This is a genomic window from Acinetobacter sp. CIP A162 (genome assembly GCF_000367905.1).
GTDB classification, from domain to species: Bacteria; Pseudomonadota; Gammaproteobacteria; order Pseudomonadales; family Moraxellaceae; genus Acinetobacter; species Acinetobacter lwoffii.
This window is the reverse complement of sequence record NZ_KB849158.1, coordinates 530,249-548,083: the sequence shown is the minus strand read 5'-3', so window position 1 is coordinate 548,083 and position 17,835 is coordinate 530,249. Positions and strand designations below refer to the sequence as shown.

The window sequence follows — 17,835 nt, the reverse complement described above, 5'->3', positions numbered from 1 at the left end:
AATTGAGACAGAAAAAACCCCTAATTACAAATTAAAAATACGAAAATCCAAATAAAACTTGACTTGTTTTTTTAGGCACGATAAATAGCGCTTAAATCCTTTTACATTTTTCACTCATGAGGAAGTTTTAGTGTCTTCTACAGATTTTGAACTAGATGATAACTTCGGTGAAGATGATGTTAATTTCGATGAGGCTTCTAGCAAGCTCAGTGCTAAAGAGTCGTTGGAAAAACGTCGTCTGATCGATGATCGGTGGTGTTTCAAAAAGTATGCTGAAAAAAAGCAGGTTGGATTTTGATAAAATAGAGAAATGCGAATAACTCTAGAAATCAAGTGTCCAGCCTGCCTAAGTGACAGTATAAAGAAAAATGGCACAAAAGTAGATGGTAAGCAAAATTACCAATGTAAAATATGCAGACGTCAATTTATTGGTGATCATGCTCTCAGTTATCAAGGCTGTCACTCAGGTATCAAAACCAAAATATTACACCTCATGGTGCGAGGCAGTGGTGTCAGGGATATAGCAGAAATTGAAAGAGTAAGTATCGGTAAAGTTCTACGGACACTTAGCCAATCAAAATATCAACTTCGAGCACAGCAAAGTCATTATGAAACCCTTGAAGTAGATGAGTTTTGGACTTTTGTTGGTCATAAGCAAAATAAACAATGGCTAATTTATGCCTATCATCGAGAAACAGGTGAAATTGTTGCTTATGTATGGGGTAACCGAGATTTAGCCACTGCAAAACGACTTAAATTAAAATTGAAGCAGTTAGGTGTAAGCTATACATGTATATCAAGTGACCATTGGGATAGCTTTGTTACGACCTTTAAAGAATGCAAACAGTTGATTGGTAAATTTTTCACTGTGGGTATAGAAGGCAATAATTGTCGATTACGGCATCGAATCAGGCGAGGCTTTAGGAGAAGCTGCAACTTCTCCAAAAAGCTTGAAAATCATTTCAAAGCCTTTGATTTAGTGTTCTTTTATATCAATAATGGATTCGTTTAATGCCAGCATACTTTTTGAAACACCACCCGATGATCTACTGACCCAACGTCGTTTAGAGCGCGAACTCAAAGATTTTGACTATGACTTCGACGATGACGACGATTTTGATGACGAAGATTAACGAATTCGGATTTAGCATAGTCTGAATAAATGCTATGCTAAACCTTTCGGTTTTCTAAGTTTGGATGTTAGATGAGTGCTTTAGATTTAGACCTGTTGAGTGAATATCTAGATGGTGACCAAAATGAACATGGTCTAGATTTCGCGGCAACCCATGGTTTCTTATGTGCTATTGCAGTAGGCCCAAAATTCGACAAATGGTTAGACGAACTTTTTGATAGTAATCAAAAGAAAGTGCCTGCAGAAATCATCACTCAGGTGCAAGTATGGTTAGAGTCTATTCGTCAAAGCTTAGCCAATGAAGAAGGGATTACGTTCCCGTTTGAAATTGAAGAAGCAGATACTGAATCAAGCTTGGGTGACTGGAGTGTGGGCTTTGTAGACGCCATGTTCCTAAACGAAGACGCTTGGTTTACTGAAGAATTTGAAGAACAACTGGTGGATTTAACCCTGCCAATCATGGTCTTCAGCGGCATTGATGATGAAGATCCACAAATGGAAACTTTCCGTCGCAATGGCCAGTTAATGGATGAACTTGCAGAAGAAATTCCAGAAAACTTAAATGAATTGTATCTGATGTATCACACTCCAGAATAATTCATAAAAAAAGCACCGCAGGGTGCTTTTTTTAGCTTTGGCCTTTTTGCATCTTTGAGAGCTGCTCGATCCTATTTTCTTTCCAAGCCTGTACGCTTGGCCAGACTATAGCGTGCATAAGCATTGTAGGCGATATGGAACAGTAAGGCATGTAAGGCAATACTTGCAGCCACCAGGAATGAATTTGTTCCTCTTCCTGTATAGGTGATGGTTCTATAAATCTCATCTGTCTGCAGGTTCATCCAGATGACCACTACTAAAAAGATAAACCCGAATGTCATAGCAATGATAGTAGAGCCCCAGACCAGTTTGCTTTTCTCTTGCTGAGTCGGCAAACGAAGTTCTTTCTTAACAAAGTATCGGGCACTGAGAAAGGCAGAAGCAATCAGGGCAGGAATCAGCAGAATGGCGCCCAGATTGAATACATAGATGAGTATGCCTACCAATAGAACCAAGGTCAGATAAACGGTGGCAAAATATTTTAGATAATGCGACATCGTTTTAATCTCCTTAAGGCATCTTCCCTCAGGATGGACGATTTTTACGCTGCTGTCTACGGTAGAAAATCCAGATAATAATTACCACAACAATGGCAATAATCACATAACTGACTTTACTGAAAATTTGCTGCATCAAATGCTGGTTTTCGCCAAAATAAAATCCGACACACGCCAAAAATGTGGTCCAGATGATGGTTCCAAGTGCGCTATAAAACATAAATTTCCAGAAGGGCATATGACTCATGCCAGCAGGAATGCTGATCAGCGAGCGAACCGCAGGAATCATGCGGCCAAAGAACACAATCCGGTGACCATAATGCTCAAACCAACTCAATGATTTTTTTACATCTTCTGATTTAATAAATAAATATTTGCCATAACGATCGACAAATTTAAAAATAGAATCACGGTTAAATTTATAGCCAATCCAGTACAGCAAGGCAGCTGCCAGCAGGGAGCCGATACAGCCGGACATGATTACCCCGACGAGTATTAACTCGCCCTGAGAGGCTGAATAGCCCGCGGAAGGCATAATAATTTCGGAAGGGATTGGCGGGAAGACATTATCCAGGAACATGAGCAGAGCAATGCCCCAGTAGCCCAGTTGCTCCATAACGGAAATAATCCATTCGGTCAGATTCATATGATTGGCAAAATAAAAAATACTGCCTGTATCCTAAGCAGTATTTTTTGTGCGGTAAAGTCTTGGAATATAAATGATCAGGCAGAATTAGCTATGCGTCAGGGTATAAATATAAACTTTACGTAAGAAATAGGCCAAGCAGATCGGCAAAATACTTAGCAGGATAAAATGCATGATGCTGGTATTGATATGGTAACCAATGAAAAGCGCCAAGATCGCGCCAATAACGGTTCCCAAGATAACGACGAACAGATGTGATTGCTGTTCAAGCTCTTCAGAAATTTGATGAAGCCGTTGCAACTTTATATTTTCTTTTGGTTGAAATTGAACCAGATTGTCTGAATCTCGAGCAAGTGAGCCTGCCATTTTATATTCCTTTTCACTTAAAAATTTTAGTTAATAATGAAAGACTTAGCTTGTAAATCACCGTATCATTAGACTAACAATCTTGTTTGGAAAAAAATGAGGTTCTTGGTAAGGAATTGGTAAGAGTTTTATTGCTGTTGTGATTTTTATGTAAACAAAAAACCCTCCGAAGAGGGTTTTTATATATTTCATTACAAAAGGCCAAATTAGAGGCGTTTGCGTTTTGCTGCTAAAATTTGTGATTGACGCATACGGAAACCTTCTTTTTGTTTCTCCGAGGTTTTGTCAATACAGTACACACAAGAGACACCATGTTCATAACTTGGGAGGGCAACTTCTTCTGGAAGTAAAGGCCAGCCACACGCATGACACTTGGTATTTTGGCCTTCTTCAACACCGTGCGTTACGGCAGTACGACCATCAAACACGAAGCATTCACCTTCCCACATGCTTTCTTCAGCCGGGGTTTCTTCCAGGTATTTTAGAATACCGCCTTTCAGGTGATACACTTCGGTAAAACCTTCTTGTAGAAGAAGTGAAGTGGATTTTTCACAACGAATACCGCCAGTACAGAACATGGCAATTTTCTTGTCTTTGTGCTGTTCCAGATTATTTTTCACGTATTCAGGGAATTCGCGGAAGCTTTCAGTTTTCGGATCAATCGCGCCTTTGAACGTACCTGCTTTGTATTCGTAATCGTTACGGGTATCAACCAGAATCACGTCATCACGTGCAATCAGTTCGTTCCATTCTTTTGGATCAAGATAGTGACCGACTAAATCACGCGGTTTCACTTCCACGCCTAAAGTCACGATTTCTTTTTTTAATTTAATTTTCATTTTACGGAATGGTTTTTCAGAACTGTCAGATTCTTTGTATTCCATTTCGTTAAAACCTTCATTCAGAAGGAACTGGTGAATTTGATCAATCGATGCACGGTCGCCTGCAACCGTACCGTTAATGCCTTCACCTGCCACAATTAGAGTACCGCAAAGGTTGATGGATTTTACCAAGTCCAAAAGACGTTGCTGAAGATCGGCAGGATCTTGAACTTCTTTGAATTGATAAAGTGCGGCAACAACCCAACCAGTCGTCGCTTGCTGTTCTACAGGTGCAAGCTGTTCTACAGTAGCGTTCATGGAATACTCCAACGTAGCATGATAATTTGAAAGGCGCATATTTTAGCTTGATTCGAGTGAATAAGCGAGTAAAACGCAAGTCTTTTAACAGGCTTCAATTCATGAGGGAGAGCGTGTATAGTCATGCCCGACCCAGGATTTTGTGCAGTGATGCAGATACTGAAAGTTGCAGTATCTTTGGAGTGTGTTTTGAGTTCAGATCGTCGTATTGCGTCTTTAACCCCATGTGCAGGGCGTTGCTCGACCGTATTTGGTGATGCGGTATGTCGTGGTTGTCGCCGTTTTAATCATGAAGTGATCCACTGGAATACGTATAGTACCGAGCAGCATCGTGCCGTGTGGCAGCGACTGGATGCACAGCTGGATCAGATTCTGGTACCGCTATTGCCGCATGCTGATCTTGTCAAAGTGCAGGCCTTTGTGCTGTCGAAACGGGTGCGCTTGCGTGATGACGCTTCCAAAGGGCGCAAGCTGTATCATGCTTTAAAGCTGTGTGAGAAAAATCGGCATTTTACCGACGATAGTGGTTTGGGTATTCATTATAAGCAGGTGCGTCCCTTGTGGGATGAGTTTGAGCGTCGGATCTTGGCCTTGGCTACCGCCAGTTATGATCTGGCTTTTCTGCGGGCAGATGGCATCAGTCAGCATCTGATTCATATACAAGAAGAGGATTAAGTCCTCTTTTTTTATGCATAAAAATAACAATAGCTGAGGGGTGGCATGAATATTAGTGAATATTTTTTATATTGTCTGGCTGTTGTGGTGATGATCGCTACACCTGGCCCAGTGATGTTGCTGGTGGCCAGTGCCGGTTTAAAAGGTGGTTATGCGGCGGCTTTAAGAACCATTTTTGGTACCAATTTCGCCTCTCTGGTGTTAATTGCCTTATCGGTATTGAGTCTAAAAGGTTTACTGGTCATTAATGAGCAATGGCTGGATGCCATCAAGCTGTTGGGCTGTTTGTATATTGGCTATCTGGGCTGGCAGATTTTCCGTGAAGTTATTTTTAAGCCGCAGGATCAAACTCAGGAGAGTCTAGTTCCTGTGCGTGGCGGTTTTCGACAAGGTTTTCTGGTTGGCATTTCCAATCCTAAGGACATTATTTTCTTTGCGGCTTTTTTCCCGCAATTTATCGGAATTACCCCCGATCTTGATTTAAGTTTAATCATTCTGACTTTGAGCTGGATCATCCTGGATTTTCTGACGTTGTCTGTGGTGTATTTGGGTTTCAACCACTTATCCCATTCTCGACTCTATCCACATTTGCTGGCATTGTGCGGCATGATTCTGCTCATGATTGCAGGGTACGGAATTTATCAAATCCTGATTTAAAAATGTACAGCATACTTGGACTGTTCCTGCCTGGCATATCCTGCAAAAATCATGCTAAGGTGAAATCAAATAAAAATTGAACAGATTAGCATGTCCAGAACAGTACCATCGCCAGATCGTCCATTTTCCCCGCTGTTATTTATTCAACCTGCTGTGATTCAAATTCTTCAAATCATTGGGCTGGCGCTGATCGCTGTCAGTATCGTGTATCTGCTGGCAGCAAACTGGTGGATGCTTCCCAAATTCATCCAGCTGTTTATTCCTCAAATTTTATTGCTGGGTTCGGCATTGCTGAGTGTGTGTTTCGCTGCGCGGGAAAAGTTAAGACAAAGTCTGGATACTGTATCGGGTCTAATGTTGGGCTTAAGTCTGGCCGTGATTGGACAGATTTATCAGACGGGTGCTGACAGTTATCAGTTATTTCTGCTTTGGGCTTTACTGTTGCTGCCTTGGCTGTATCGGCTGAATATTGGGATCTTTGCATTATTTTGTGTGGTCAGCCAACTAGCACTCTATTTTTATTTTAAACAAAGCTTTTGGTTGGTGCGTGCTGAAACTCTTTATTTGCTCGGTCTGAATCTTTTGACAGGGCTAAGTATGATCTATGCCTTACGTTATTATCCGGTTTTACGCTATCTGTTTATCGCCGTCGTGGTGCTCATTTCGGTAGTGAGTATGTTCCGGTTTATCGACTCGGATTCGATCTGGTATTTGGCTTCGGTGCTGGTTCTGCCTGTTTTATTCAGTGTTTATTTCTATACCCGAAAGCAACAGCTTGAAACCAGTTTGCTTGTTGCAGGACTGGCCCTGAGTTTTAGTGTTCTCATTTTTGATCTCACTCAGCAATATTTACAGGATTCTGCCGCTGGCTTATTGGTACTAGCTTTGCTGATATTCAGCTGGTTTGCAGCTATTACCGGTCTGCTGATCAAGCTGTTGCCCAAGAGCCGATTTTCGGTCATTCCACTGGCCCTTGGCGCATGGATTGCTGGTGTGATCTTAGCCATCTTGTTGCTGACTTATTGGGAAAGTTTTTCGATTCTGATGGGAATCATTTTTATCGCGGTCGCCTGGTGGTTGATTCGTAGCAAGCCCTCAGTTTTTCTGCGACAATTGGCTTATTGTTTATGGGTTTGCGGTCAGGCCGCGGTATTGATTCATACTCAATTACTCACAGAGAGCCTATTGCTGATCTGGCTGATACAGGTCGGCATTACGCTGCTGACTATCATGAGTCGTATGCATTGGCTGGTGGTACTGTTGCAACTGTTACTCGCACATATACTGGGAATTGCAGTTCTGGTCGAGCAACATGCATTTTTTCAGGATCAGCGCCTGCTGACGTGGATCATGCTGCTGAATTACAGTGTTCTGACTGTGGCTTTGATTACTGCGAGATACTGGCTCGCTTCAGCTTATGCCAAAAGCGTGAATTTATGGATGATCAGTATTTTGGCGGTGACGGCTATTTTTCAATGCCTGCTGCAATTTGGTGTGGCTCAGCAATTGCAGCCTCGCGGTATGGATGAAGCGATTATTTTCTATATTTTGCCAGCGCTCTGGCTATTGAGTTTTGTAGCGATTCATCTCAAGCAATTTTCATGGATTCAACTCTGGCTGATTCCTGCCGCGGGAATTCTGCTGATTGCATTGGGTTACTTTGAAATTTTTATCATTCTGGTATTTATGGCCTGGGCCATGGTGAATCAACAACGATTGATGCAAGCCTTGAGCATTTTGCTGCTGATCTTCTGGTTGTGGTTGCTGTATTACAATCTGGGACTCAGCTTTTTATTTAAAAGTGTCAGTATTTTTGCCTCAGGTGTGCTGGTGTTGTTTCTGGCCTATGTGTGGAGTTCACCGAAGTTTCAGCTGAAAGCAGGAGTAGCCTCATGAAAAAGTTTCTGGCGCTGCACCTGAGTATTTTTAGTATTGCTTTATTCGTAGGTTTAATTGTCCAGCATGAATGGCATCTGGCCAAAAGTGACAGCATCTTTGTAGAGTTAGCGCCAGTCGATCCGCGTTCGATCCTGCAAGGGGATTATATGGCACTGAACTATGATCTGCATTTTAGCGCAGTGGCAGCGAGGAATGGTTCCGAACAGCCTGTTTCTGACATCTGGATTGAAGATTTTGAAAATCAATCGCATGTGATGAGTTATGTGCAGCTGGATCAGCAGCGCAGAGTCATCAAAACCAGTTTTGATCAAAGCACATTAAATCAGTCGGAACGTTCAGCCCGATTAATGCTGAAAAACCCACGCAATACTTTTGAGGCTTTATATCCTGCTGCTAACAGTTTCATGTTCGCCGAAGGCCTGGAGCCTTGTTATCGTAATGCCAAATTTGCAGAGCTGAAAGTGAAGGAAAATGGTAAGGCCTTGTTATTTGATTTGCTGGATCAACAATTAAAACCTTTAAACTGTGAAAGCTCTAAAAGCTGGCGAGAGGGCAGTTAAACAGGTCAATATTCCAGTATTAAAAAAGCCCGCAATGTGCGAGCTTTTGGGTATCTGGTCTGATCGGCTTATGCAACTTGTACCGGAATACAGTTGGCAGTGTGGCTGACTGTATTGTTTGGGTTAGCATAAACCAAACGAGGCTGATGGGCATTCGCTTCAGCTTCAGTGAAATCGCCAAAGGTTGCAATAATCACGATATCGCCTACATCGGCCTGATGTGCAGCGCCACCATTCACTGAAATAATGCCTGAATTGTCTTCGCCACGAATTGCATAAGTTGCAAAACGTTTACCATTGGTCACGTTCCACACATGAATTTCTTCGTATTCACGAATGCCAGCCAAATCCATCAAAACGCCATCAATTGCACATGAACCTTCATAGTGTAGTTCTGCATGTGTAACGTGAGCGCGGTGAATTTTGCATTTTAATAAACGAGATAGCATGGCTAGCGTCCCCTGAGTTGACCTAAGAGTTTGATCATTTGGTTAAATCAATCTTGCTTGCTGTATGGTGAACAATCGAGCAAACGCATTTTGCGCTTAAATAAACTTTCTGGCAAGCGGAATTGTCCAGCAATTTTTGAATGTTTAGTTCGGCTTATATGCGTTAATTTGATTCATGGCTTGCTGTACTTCACCATTCACCAGCATTTTTGTGCGGGCGAGGGCATGGGAAATCGCATCATCCATTAAGTTCTGTTCGCTGCTAGGTGCTTTACTGAGCACATGACCGGAAACACGGTCTTTGGCACCAGGATGACCAATTCCAATACGCAGGCGATGGAAGTTTGAACCAATATGCGGAACGATATCGCGTAGACCATTATGACCACCGTGACCACCGCCAGTTTTCAGGCGAATGACACCAGGATTCATGTCTAATTCATCATGGGCAATCAGGATCGATTCAGGTGCGATATTGTAGAATTTGGCGAAAGGAACAACACTTTTACCGGAAAGGTTCATAAAGGTTGTCGGTAGAAGAAGACGGACGTCTTGACCTTCGATATTGCCACGACCGCTAAATCCATTGAATTTCGGGTCTTTTTTGAGGGTAATGCCATATTGGTCTGCAAGGCGTTCTACGAACCAGAAGCCTGCATTATGGCGGGTTTGGGCATACTCAGAACCTGGGTTACCCAAACCAACAATCAGTGAAATATTTGACACTAATTACACCATTAACACTTATGCGCGTTTGAAGTCAGCGTGCATTGGTGTGTTTTTAGCTGGGTGACGTTGTAACGCTTGGATTTTAACGCTTTCAACTTTACCGTCTACATCAATTTCGATAACTTCTTCAAAGAATGAATTGTTTTCTAAGAATTTAACAAGCTGACGAAGCTCAACAGTAATTGCTACAGGAGCAGCTTCACCACCGTAGATGATTGCAGGAACTTTAGCTTGAAGACGAAGGCGGCGGCTCGCACCTTTCCCTTGAACTGCTTCTTCACGTGCTGCTGCGTTTAATACGAAGTTTGCCATGATAGACATCCTATTTAAGTTAAATGAACCAGACTTGCGACCAGTCTAGTGAGTAAAAGCCCTACCAAATGGCAGGGCTTTGAAAATTCAGCGCTCTATTATAGATAAGAATCGAACATTGCGCTAATAGATTCTTCGTTGTTAATACGACGAATCGTTTCGGCAACCATGCTGGCTACTGAAACCTGGCGAATCTTGCCCAGAGCTAAAGCTTCATCAGAAAGAGGAATGGTATCAGTCACAACCAGTTCATCAATCACAGAATTCTTTAAGTTTTCAATCGCTTTACCAGAAAGTACTGGATGCGTTGCATACGCAACAACCTTGCGAGCACCGAAAGTTTTCAATGCATCAGCAGCTTTGCATAACGTACCAGCAGTATCTACCATGTCATCAACGATGACACAATCACGATCTTTTACATCGCCAATCAAATGCATCACTTGTGATTCATTCGCTTTTTGACGACGCTTATCGATGATTGCAAGATCGATATCGCCCATTTGTTTCGCAACAGCACGTGCACGCACTACACCACCTACGTCAGGTGAAACCACCATCAGGTTGTGATGCGACTGTTGACGCAAGTCAGCAAGTAGCGCTGGTGTACCGTAGATGTTGTCTACAGGGATATCGAAGAAGCCTTGGATCTGGTCAGCGTGCAAGTCGATCATCACAACACGGTCAACGCCTACAGTAGTGAGCATGTCTGCTACAACTTTTGCAGTAATTGGAACACGTGCTGAACGTGGACGACGGTCTTGACGAGCATAACCAAAATAAGGAATCACGGCAGTAATACGACCTGCACTTGCACGACGCAAAGCATCAGCCATTACTAAGATTTCCATCAGGTTATCGTTAGTTGGGGCACAAGTAGGTTGTACGATAAATACGTCTTTACCACGAACGTTTTCAGTAATCTCGACAGCAATTTCACCGTCAGAGAACTGACCTACAGAGGCAGCGCCTAGAGGAATATGTAAGTGACTTACGACTTTTTGAGCGAATTGTGGATGCGCAGATCCACTAAAAACGACAAGATTGGGCATGAAGCACCCTTGGCGGTTGGGATATATGGGAATAGATGGCAGGGGTAGCTGGATTCGAACCAACGGATGCCGAGATCAAAACCCGGTGCCTTACCACTTGGCGATACCCCTAATGCGGCAGAACTTTAATATTTTTGCGGTAAAGTGTCAAGGTAAATTAACAGTCTTACAGCAAATGAGTGCTCTGTCTTTTTTCGAGAAAATGGCAGGGGCGGCTGGATTCGAACCAACGGATGCCGAGATCAAAACCCGGTGCCTTACCACTTGGCGACGCCCCTAAATTTGATGAACTGTAAGATGGCAGGGGTAGCTGGATTCGAACCAACGGATGCCGAGATCAAAACCCGGTGCCTTACCACTTGGCGATACCCCTAATACAGTACATCTACAGGTGAAGAATGGCAGGGGTAGCTGGATTCGAACCAACGGATGCCGAGATCAAAACCCGGTGCCTTACCACTTGGCGATACCCCTATTTACACTTTAAACTGAACTAAAGGTGATTCTTGTAAACTGTTGACCAAGTAAGCTTTACATGGTGCATTTGCAAGAATATCTTCGATATTCAGATTTTCAGTGACTTCAATAAACACACAAGCACCTGTACCTGTAAGCTTTGCTTTTCCGAACTGGTCGAGATATTGCATTGCTTCATCGACTTCAGGATATAAGCTTCTTGCCAGTGGCTCAAAGTTATTTCCAAAATCAGATGGCGTTTCCTGATAGGCGCAAAATTTAGAGCTCTTCGTGTCTCTTGTCAATGCTTTTTGCGAAAAAAGCAGTTGAGTGCTGATAAAACAATCAGGTTTTAACACAATGAATTTTTTTTGATCTAAGTCTATGAATGTTAAGTGTTCGCCAATGCCTTCGGCCCAGGCATTTTTGCCATGCACAAATATTGGCACATCTGCGCCTAGCTTGACCCCGAGTTCTGCCAGTTGTTCAATATTTAAACCGCACTGCCAGAGTTGGTTCAGCACAACCAGGGTCGTCGCGGCATTGGAAGAGCCGCCACCGAGACCTGCACCCATCGGGATATTTTTTTCCAGACGAATTTTTAGTCCAGAGAGCGTCTTAGCATAGGGCTTCAACAACTGTATCGCCCGATAGATTAAATTCTGTTGCAGATCCACTGAGGCCAGACCTTCTATCTGAATCGCATCATCAGCACTTTGTTCAAACTCCAGCCAGTCATATAGGTCAATCAGCTGAAAAATACTTTGCAGCTCATGATAGCCATTTTCACGGCGACCGGTGATATGTAAAAACAAATTCAGTTTAGCAGGCGAGGGAACACGAATCATCATGGGCTGGAATCAGGTCAATTAACGGTTTTCAATGATCATTGTAATACGGTTTTCTGCACCATTTCCAAGTGACTGCTTTAAAATCAAACGGTTTGGCATTTTGGCCTGCGCATTATAATTGAGATCGACCGTCCAGCCCTGTTCGATAATCTGGTTAATTCGCTGTGTATCGTCTTTTTGTAATTTGGCAGTCGTGGTAGCAGGGCGGGCTTGTACCCAATCGACTAAATAACTGATCGGCGCTTGCCAGCCGGTTGCACGTTGCAGTAATTCTTCGGCACTGGCTGCCTGAATCACACCGGTTTTTGCGCTGTTTAAGGTCACTTGTCCCGGTGTGCCAGAAATCTGGGTTTTACCGACGCCTAAGATACCGCTGAGCTCAATATCGAATTCTTCCTGCTGTTGTACCCAGGTAAAGAATGCGCTGCCAGTCTGTTGAGGGGTACGAACGCCAATTTTACCTTGCAGCTGAAATTGATTCTCTGCCTGTACAGACGGGGTGGCAGGCGCTTGAGGCTTGATCATCTGCTGACAGCCAGTTAAAAATAAAGCAGTGGCTGCAAAGGCACAGCAGCCCAATTGGCTCAAATTGCGCATAAATTAATTAACTCGTTTTGGTTTGTGGTGCTAACAATAGCGAATTAAGTTGTTTCAATTCTGGGTCATTTGGATGGTTTTGTTGTAATTGTTGTAACACTTGGTGGAATTGTTGTAGATCACCTTTCATGTACAAGGAACGGGCATAACGCACGCCAATCTTCACATTCGGATTCAATTGATAGGCTTTGTATAACACATCCGCAGCTGTGGTGAAGTCATTCTGTAAATAACAGATATAACCATAGGTATCCAGAATCGATGCCTGTTCTGGTGCATATTCTAGTGCCTGTTCGACATAGCGGCGTGCTTCTTCGAGGCGACGGTTTTGCATCGCCAGGGTATAGGCATAGGCATTCAGATAGGTCGGACTGTTCGGTTCAATTTTAAGTAAAGTGCTGAGTAGTTCATCCAGCTTGACGCGATCCTGATGGGGATCCAGCAACAGAACTTGCGAATAGACCAGTTCAGGGTCATCCGGCAGGTTTTTGCTGGCTTCTTCCAACAGGCGAATCGCAGCTTTTTTATTCTGCATGCGCGTCAAAATATCCGCCTGTGCTAGATAGAGGAAGCTGGCATGTTGTGGATAATTCACCCTTTCCTGGGTTAAGAAACGCAGCGCATCATGCAGCTTATCCTGCTGGGCGAAAATCGAGATCATGTTGCGACGTGAGACGGTGTAAAGACTGCCATCGACCAGACGATAATAAGCTTTCGCCGTTTCATAATGCTGTTTGCGTTCTGCATTCACCGCCAAGTAATAATAGGCTTCGTTTTGATATTGCGCAGAATAACGCAGTTCGACCAGATATTTTTCGGCTTTCTCGTATTCTTCCAAGTCAATACTGGTCAGTCCGGCAATGAACAGGGCTTCTTCAGCAGTCGGCCATTTTTTTAGAATGTCTTGCAGTTTTTTCAGAGCCAAAGTCGCTTCGTTCAGCTTGACCAGATATTTGACTTCGGCCAGACGTACATCCAGATTATTACGGTGTTTACCGCTGGATTTTTCATACCATTGCAGTGTCGCCTGAGTATCGCCGAGTGCATTGAGCAGATTGGCCTTCATCAGGATATAGCCGGTCGCATTCGGACGTTTTTTTAAGGCGCGGTTAACTGTATTTAAAGCCTGTTCAAGCTGACCATTTTGTGCTTCCAGACCGGCCACTAGCACCAGAATAGATGGATTGTCCTTGGCTTTAGTGGTGCTTAAGGCCTGAATCAGATAAGTACGATCCTCTGTGCCTTCCGGTGAAATTCCGGCGAGAATTTCTTCCAGATCGGCACTGTCATCAATTTGCAGGATTTTTTCTAAGGTCTCAGCAGCCAGCTCATATTCATGCGCTTTAAGGGCAATATGTGATAAATAAAATAAAGCAGGGACGTCTTGTGGCTCTTGTACCACCCAGTGCGTGGAGATATCTAGTGCTGCCTGTAGGTCATCATGTTCCAGCGCGACATTCAGTGCACGCTGCTTGACTGAAGTGGAATTGCTCTTGATCGCCAGCACCGTATAGTTGTGCAAAGCAGTCGGAATGTCATGTGCAGCGATGGCAAACTCAGCCATCATACTTTGTTTTATCGCATCATAATTTTGATTTGCATGGTAAACTGCTTCCGCTGCATAGAGATGCGCAGTCGAAGCCATGCTACCCACCAGTAGGAATGTGGTAGAATATTGCTTAATTGTAGGGCCGTTGATACGGCTAATTGTTTGACGCAATTTTTTATTGATCCAAGTAATGCTTTTTATGACACCGATGTTGCACAATAGCATAAATTTAGTGAAATGATGACCTGATATGTCTTTCTTTGCATTGGGTGTCAACCATCAAACTGCCTCTGTAGAACTGCGCGAACAAGTGGCTTTTAACCCTGAAAAGTTAAGTGCCATTCTTGCCGAGCAAAGCCAACACCCTGAACTGAACGACATGGTGGTGGTGTCTACATGTAACCGGACCGAAGTTTACGCCATGTCTGACAATGCTGACATGGTGCTGAACTGGCTCGCCCAGAAAAATGGGGTGGATGTCAAACAACTGCAACATCATGTCTATCGTTATGAAAATGCCCAGGCAGTGACGCATCTGATGCGTGTTGCCAGTGGTCTGGATTCACTGATGCTAGGTGAACCACAAATTCTGGGACAGGTCAAAACCGCACTTTCTCTGGCCAAAGACTCTCATACCGTTTCGCAAAACCTGAACCGCATTTTTGAATATGCTTTTTATGCCGCTAAACGTGTGCGTTCGGAAACGGCTGTCGGCAGTCATGCAGTCTCGATGGGCTATGCGGTGGCACAACTTGCTCTGCAAGTATTTAGTCATCCGGACAAGCTGACCATTATGGTGGTAGCAGCCGGGGAGATGAACAGTCTGGTGGCCAAACACCTCGCAGAGATGGGGGTGGGCAAGATTATTATCTGTAACCGTACCCGCGAGCGTGCGGATATTCTGGCACAGGAAATTGCACATCGAGTTGAAGTCGAAATTATAGATTTTGATCAGCTTGCAGAAAATCTGCATCGTGCCGATGTCATTTCCAGTTGTACCGGCAGTTTGCATCAGGTGATTCACTATCCTGATATCAAGGCAGCATTAAAGAAACGCCGTTACCAGCAGATGCTGCTGGTCGATCTGGCAGTGCCACGCGATATTGATGCCAAAGTAGAAAGCCTGGACGGGGTTTATCTGTATGGGGTCGATGACCTGCAAAGCGTGATTGAGGAAAATCTGGCACAGCGCCGTCAAGCGGCTGTTGAGGCTGAGATCATGGTCAATCAGCTGGCTACAGAACTGATGACCCAGCAAAAGGTCAAACAGGCCGGGGCGACCATTCATGCCTATCGTGACCACGGGGAAACATTACGTCAGGAAGAATTGTCACTGGCAATGCAGCGTATTGCCAAGGGCGAAAAGGCGGAAACGGTACTGGCCGAGTTTTCACATCGTTTAACCCAAAAACTGTTGCATCCAACTTCTATTGTGCTGCGTGAGGCGGCCAAAGCGGAAGATCCTACCTATTTTGAGCTGTTACAGGAAGAACTGGGCAATGTAGTCGCGAAGCGTCGTAAATCCAGGCATTCAGTTTAATTAGTATGATCGGGTTATGGGCTGTTTTTTGATATATATGTCAGCATACAACCCAGCTAGATGATTTGAAAAGTGTGTAAATAATACTGTAAGCTAACACCGACCTCCTTTGATTTAAAAGAATCAATAATTTGAAAAATCAGTCTTCTAACAATGTCATGGAACGTTTGCGGTCAATCTCATAAATCTGCATTTTCAGGTTTTTCATTTCTGCAATACTGTTAAATTTCTTGGATTTAATCTTGTTTTTTAAACACTGATATTGCAGCTTGGTGGAAAAATCAGCCGCGAGCTTATCGGCCTGTTCCGGCGATGAGGTGTAATCGCTGACATTGGCATGCTGCAGAATATGCTGCAGTTCATGATGATGGGCTGCGCAGGCACCGAGCACATAATAGATCGACAGTTCAGGATCATCCGGCAAGTCATCAAAAATCACATTCAGAATATTCAAAATCTTAAACAGCAACTGATCTTCCGCTACTAGCGCGCGCAGTGGTTCAAAATGAATATACAGATAAGGATGATTCATCAAGATCGCAATCACATATTCTTCAGCATCAATTTTGGTACTAAAGCTTAAAGATGCATCTGTATTGACCTTAGGTTGCCATTTACGATTAAAGCCCAGTTTTTCGCGGAAAAATTGCTGCAGCAGATAACGGAAGGAGCCGTGTTTGGGCAGTAATTCGGTCAGATTTTTTAGTTCACCCATAACCTGACTCTTGCCTTCTGGGGTGGTGATATCCTGATTTTGGGTCAGATGGGCAAACACGAAGTCCGACATCAACGGTGCCTGATCCAGCAAGCGTCTGAAGTTTTCTATCCCTTCACGGCGGATCAATGAATCTGGGTCATGGTCAGCGGGCAAAACAAAGAACTTCAGCTCTCGGCCATCATTCAGCAGGGGCAGGGCAATGTCCAAGGTACGGCGCGCTGCTTTTTGACCGGCAGCATCCCCATCAAAGGCAATGGTCAGCCGGTTGCTCTGCTTGAACAGAATATTCAGGTGGTCGGTATTACTCGCTGTGCCTAAAGTCGCCACTGCGCCATGAATGCCATATTGCTGAAGCGCAATCACATCCATATAGCCTTCGACCATCAGCCATTCTTGGGCTTTCTGTTTGCGGCCCTCATAGAGGCCGTACAGCAACTGGTTTTTATGGAAGACTTCAGAATCTGGCGAGTTGATGTATTTCGGCTTGATCTCGTCATTCAGGGCACGGCCGCCAAAGCCGACCACACGGCCCTTGGTATCACGGATCGGGAAAATGACTCGTTCACGCAGCAGGTCAAAATCACGGCCACTGTCGCTGGTGCGAATCAGACCTAAAAGTTTTAAGCCCTCAATATCCTGAGGAAAGGCTTTTTCCAGATGTTGCCAGTCTTCAGGCGCATAGCCTAAGCGCCAATAGGCAATGGTCTCTGCAGTCAGACCACGCTGCTTGAAGTATTGCTGGGCACTCGGGCTATTTGGGAGTTGGCGCTCATAGAACTGCGCGATATTTTCTAGCAGGTCGTAGAGGTTACCGTCTTGCTGAACTTCCGCCATCGGTAGGTGTTCAAAAGAAGCAAAAGGGTCACCATAAAAATCCTGTTCGACTGTCTGAAACTCTGCAAATGGATCGAAACTCGCCGTAGATGCAGCATTATTATTTTCTGTTGGAGCGTTATTCTGTTGCGGCTGAGTTTGTGGTGCAGTTTGAGCAGGCACGATTTTGGGTTTGGCTGCTTCACGTTTATATTTTAATTTATTGGAATCAGTATTGTCTTTAGGCAGTTCGATGCCCGTCTGGCTGGACAGGTCTTTCATCACTTCGACAAAATTACGGCTGCCAATGTCCATTAAAAAACGGATGGCATTACCGTTGGCTTGACAGCCAAAACAGTGAAAATACTGTTTGTCACGATAGACGTGGAAAGACGGTGATTTTTCCTGATGAAAAGGGCAGCAGCCTGAATAGGTACGGCCTGTTTTTTTCAGTTTTACGAATTGACCAATCACATCGACAATATCGGTGCGATCGAGAATCTGATCAATCGTATGTTGAGGAATGGCCATGGTCTGCTGAGCTTCTCGTGCTGGAATCTAAGGTCTAAATCACTGAAAAAATGAAAATAGTCTAGTTGGA

The 17,835-nt window shown here is 44.0% G+C and carries 19 protein-coding genes, 4 tRNA genes and 2 pseudogenes; 9 read left to right on the top strand and 16 right to left on the bottom strand.

From position 1 onward, the window contains the following. Positions 1 to 130 precede the first annotated feature (130 nt). The 4 genes and pseudogenes from F995_RS16760 to F995_RS05315 form a co-directional block, all read left to right on the top strand. Positions 131 to 250, top strand: a pseudogene (locus F995_RS16760) (PA3496 family putative envelope integrity protein); the annotation flags it as partial. Between the two features lie 60 nt (positions 251 to 310). Beyond that, positions 311 to 1,012 carry an IS1 family transposase gene (locus tag F995_RS05320; protein WP_004282341.1) on the top strand — a complete coding sequence of 234 codons (702 nt, stop codon included), beginning with the start codon at positions 311 to 313 and terminating at the stop codon, positions 1,010 to 1,012. 28 nt (positions 1,013 to 1,040) lie between these two features. Next, a pseudogene (locus tag F995_RS16930) lies at positions 1,041 to 1,133 on the top strand (hypothetical protein); the annotation flags it as partial. Between the two features lie 71 nt (positions 1,134 to 1,204). After that, the gene (locus F995_RS05315; protein WP_004645792.1) at positions 1,205 to 1,729 is read left to right on the top strand and encodes a YecA/YgfB family protein; all 525 of its coding nucleotides are present in this window, start codon (positions 1,205 to 1,207) and stop codon (positions 1,727 to 1,729) included. A gap of 71 nt (positions 1,730 to 1,800) precedes the next feature. Here the strand turns inward: F995_RS05315 and F995_RS05310 are convergent, their stop codons facing one another. From F995_RS05310 to F995_RS05295, 4 genes are all read right to left on the bottom strand, one after another. Next, on the bottom strand, positions 1,801 to 2,226 hold the full coding sequence (locus F995_RS05310; protein WP_004645791.1) for an ABZJ_00895 family protein: 426 nt from the start codon (positions 2,224 to 2,226) through the stop codon (positions 1,801 to 1,803). Between the two features lie 28 nt (positions 2,227 to 2,254). Then, positions 2,255 to 2,872 carry a DedA family protein gene (locus F995_RS05305; RefSeq protein ID WP_004645790.1) on the bottom strand — a complete coding sequence of 206 codons (618 nt, stop codon included), beginning with the start codon at positions 2,870 to 2,872 and terminating at the stop codon, positions 2,255 to 2,257. Between the two features lie 87 nt (positions 2,873 to 2,959). Beyond that, the gene (locus tag F995_RS05300; RefSeq protein ID WP_004280617.1) at positions 2,960 to 3,238 is read right to left on the bottom strand and encodes a hypothetical protein; all 279 of its coding nucleotides are present in this window, start codon (positions 3,236 to 3,238) and stop codon (positions 2,960 to 2,962) included. Positions 3,239 to 3,444: 206 nt separating this feature from the next. Further along, a complete protein-coding gene (locus F995_RS05295) occupies positions 3,445 to 4,377 on the bottom strand; it encodes an oxygen-dependent tRNA uridine(34) hydroxylase TrhO (RefSeq protein ID WP_004645789.1) in 933 nt (310 codons plus the stop codon). 189 nt (positions 4,378 to 4,566) lie between these two features. Between F995_RS05295 and F995_RS05290 the strand changes: the two genes are divergently transcribed. From F995_RS05290 to F995_RS05275, 4 genes are all read left to right on the top strand, one after another. Next, the gene (locus F995_RS05290; protein WP_026055735.1) at positions 4,567 to 5,052 is read left to right on the top strand and encodes a DUF1289 domain-containing protein; all 486 of its coding nucleotides are present in this window, start codon (positions 4,567 to 4,569) and stop codon (positions 5,050 to 5,052) included. 45 nt (positions 5,053 to 5,097) lie between these two features. After that, complete coding sequence (locus tag F995_RS05285; protein ID WP_004645787.1) at positions 5,098 to 5,709, top strand: LysE family translocator; 612 nt, start codon at positions 5,098 to 5,100, stop codon at positions 5,707 to 5,709. 90 nt (positions 5,710 to 5,799) lie between these two features. Continuing rightward, positions 5,800 to 7,605: a DUF2157 domain-containing protein gene (locus F995_RS05280; protein ID WP_004645785.1), complete on the top strand. Its 1,806-nt coding sequence runs from the start codon at positions 5,800 to 5,802 to the stop codon at positions 7,603 to 7,605. After that, entirely contained in the window at positions 7,602 to 8,168 is a 567-nt protein-coding gene (locus tag F995_RS05275; RefSeq protein ID WP_004645784.1) for a GDYXXLXY domain-containing protein, read from the top strand. The genes F995_RS05280 and F995_RS05275 overlap by 4 nt, the downstream gene beginning before the upstream one ends. Before the next feature lie 68 nt (positions 8,169 to 8,236). On the opposite strand, the gene panD is transcribed toward F995_RS05275, so the two are convergent. From panD to F995_RS05220, 11 genes are all read right to left on the bottom strand, one after another. Further along, positions 8,237 to 8,617, bottom strand: coding sequence for an aspartate 1-decarboxylase (panD, locus tag F995_RS05270; protein ID WP_004280606.1), 381 nt, complete (start codon positions 8,615 to 8,617; stop codon positions 8,237 to 8,239). Positions 8,618 to 8,761: 144 nt separating this feature from the next. Continuing rightward, positions 8,762 to 9,343, bottom strand: coding sequence for an aminoacyl-tRNA hydrolase (gene pth / locus F995_RS05265; RefSeq protein ID WP_004645783.1), 582 nt, complete (start codon positions 9,341 to 9,343; stop codon positions 8,762 to 8,764). An 18-nt stretch (positions 9,344 to 9,361) separates the two neighbouring features. Next, positions 9,362 to 9,658: a 50S ribosomal protein L25 gene (rplY, locus tag F995_RS05260; protein WP_004645781.1), complete on the bottom strand. Its 297-nt coding sequence runs from the start codon at positions 9,656 to 9,658 to the stop codon at positions 9,362 to 9,364. Between the two features lie 98 nt (positions 9,659 to 9,756). Further along, positions 9,757 to 10,710 (bottom strand): ribose-phosphate pyrophosphokinase, encoded by a 954-nt coding sequence (locus F995_RS05255; RefSeq protein WP_004280601.1) that lies wholly within the window; start codon positions 10,708 to 10,710, stop codon positions 9,757 to 9,759. 36 nt (positions 10,711 to 10,746) lie between these two features. Beyond that, positions 10,747 to 10,821, bottom strand: a tRNA-Gln gene (locus F995_RS05250). Between the two features lie 92 nt (positions 10,822 to 10,913). After that, positions 10,914 to 10,988 (bottom strand) — tRNA-Gln (locus F995_RS05245). A gap of 20 nt (positions 10,989 to 11,008) precedes the next feature. Further along, positions 11,009 to 11,083: transfer RNA gene (locus F995_RS05240), tRNA-Gln, on the bottom strand. Between the two features lie 26 nt (positions 11,084 to 11,109). After that, positions 11,110 to 11,184: transfer RNA gene (locus F995_RS05235), tRNA-Gln, on the bottom strand. A gap of 2 nt (positions 11,185 to 11,186) precedes the next feature. Next, positions 11,187 to 12,014, bottom strand: coding sequence for a 4-(cytidine 5'-diphospho)-2-C-methyl-D-erythritol kinase (ispE, locus tag F995_RS05230; protein WP_034605855.1), 828 nt, complete (start codon positions 12,012 to 12,014; stop codon positions 11,187 to 11,189). A 21-nt stretch (positions 12,015 to 12,035) separates the two neighbouring features. Next, the gene (gene lolB, locus F995_RS05225) at positions 12,036 to 12,614 is read right to left on the bottom strand and encodes a lipoprotein insertase outer membrane protein LolB (RefSeq protein ID WP_004645779.1); all 579 of its coding nucleotides are present in this window, start codon (positions 12,612 to 12,614) and stop codon (positions 12,036 to 12,038) included. A 7-nt stretch (positions 12,615 to 12,621) separates the two neighbouring features. Continuing rightward, a complete protein-coding gene (locus F995_RS05220) occupies positions 12,622 to 14,334 on the bottom strand; it encodes a tetratricopeptide repeat protein (protein WP_034605853.1) in 1,713 nt (570 codons plus the stop codon). A 79-nt stretch (positions 14,335 to 14,413) separates the two neighbouring features. Here F995_RS05220 and hemA point away from each other — a divergent pair, with 79 nt between their 5' ends. Continuing rightward, entirely contained in the window at positions 14,414 to 15,703 is a 1,290-nt protein-coding gene (gene hemA, locus F995_RS05215) for a glutamyl-tRNA reductase (protein ID WP_004645777.1), read from the top strand. Between the two features lie 139 nt (positions 15,704 to 15,842). Here hemA and F995_RS05210 read toward each other — a convergent pair whose 3' ends face one another. After that, positions 15,843 to 17,765 carry a DNA primase gene (locus tag F995_RS05210; RefSeq protein ID WP_004645776.1) on the bottom strand — a complete coding sequence of 641 codons (1,923 nt, stop codon included), beginning with the start codon at positions 17,763 to 17,765 and terminating at the stop codon, positions 15,843 to 15,845. Positions 17,766 to 17,835 lie beyond the last annotated feature (70 nt).

Coding starts and splice junctions, on each gene's coding strand:
- F995_RS05320 (WP_004282341.1), top strand. CDS start 311: ATGCGAATAACTCTAGAAATCAAGTGTCCAGCCTGCCTAAGTGACAGT.
- F995_RS05315 (WP_004645792.1), top strand. CDS start 1,205: ATGAGTGCTTTAGATTTAGACCTGTTGAGTGAATATCTAGATGGTGAC.
- F995_RS05310 (WP_004645791.1), bottom strand. CDS start 2,226: ATGTCGCATTATCTAAAATATTTTGCCACCGTTTATCTGACCTTGGTT.
- F995_RS05305 (WP_004645790.1), bottom strand. CDS start 2,872: ATGAATCTGACCGAATGGATTATTTCCGTTATGGAGCAACTGGGCTAC.
- F995_RS05300 (WP_004280617.1), bottom strand. CDS start 3,238: ATGGCAGGCTCACTTGCTCGAGATTCAGACAATCTGGTTCAATTTCAA.
- F995_RS05295 (WP_004645789.1), bottom strand. CDS start 4,377: ATGAACGCTACTGTAGAACAGCTTGCACCTGTAGAACAGCAAGCGACG.
- F995_RS05285 (WP_004645787.1), top strand. CDS start 5,098: ATGAATATTAGTGAATATTTTTTATATTGTCTGGCTGTTGTGGTGATG.
- F995_RS05280 (WP_004645785.1), top strand. CDS start 5,800: ATGTCCAGAACAGTACCATCGCCAGATCGTCCATTTTCCCCGCTGTTA.
- F995_RS05275 (WP_004645784.1), top strand. CDS start 7,602: ATGAAAAAGTTTCTGGCGCTGCACCTGAGTATTTTTAGTATTGCTTTA.
- panD (WP_004280606.1), bottom strand. CDS start 8,617: ATGCTATCTCGTTTATTAAAATGCAAAATTCACCGCGCTCACGTTACA.
- rplY (WP_004645781.1), bottom strand. CDS start 9,658: ATGGCAAACTTCGTATTAAACGCAGCAGCACGTGAAGAAGCAGTTCAA.
- F995_RS05255 (WP_004280601.1), bottom strand. CDS start 10,710: ATGCCCAATCTTGTCGTTTTTAGTGGATCTGCGCATCCACAATTCGCT.
- ispE (WP_034605855.1), bottom strand. CDS start 12,014: ATGATTCGTGTTCCCTCGCCTGCTAAACTGAATTTGTTTTTACATATC.
- lolB (WP_004645779.1), bottom strand. CDS start 12,614: ATGCGCAATTTGAGCCAATTGGGCTGCTGTGCCTTTGCAGCCACTGCT.
- hemA (WP_004645777.1), top strand. CDS start 14,414: ATGTCTTTCTTTGCATTGGGTGTCAACCATCAAACTGCCTCTGTAGAA.
- F995_RS05210 (WP_004645776.1), bottom strand. CDS start 17,765: ATGGCCATTCCTCAACATACGATTGATCAGATTCTCGATCGCACCGAT.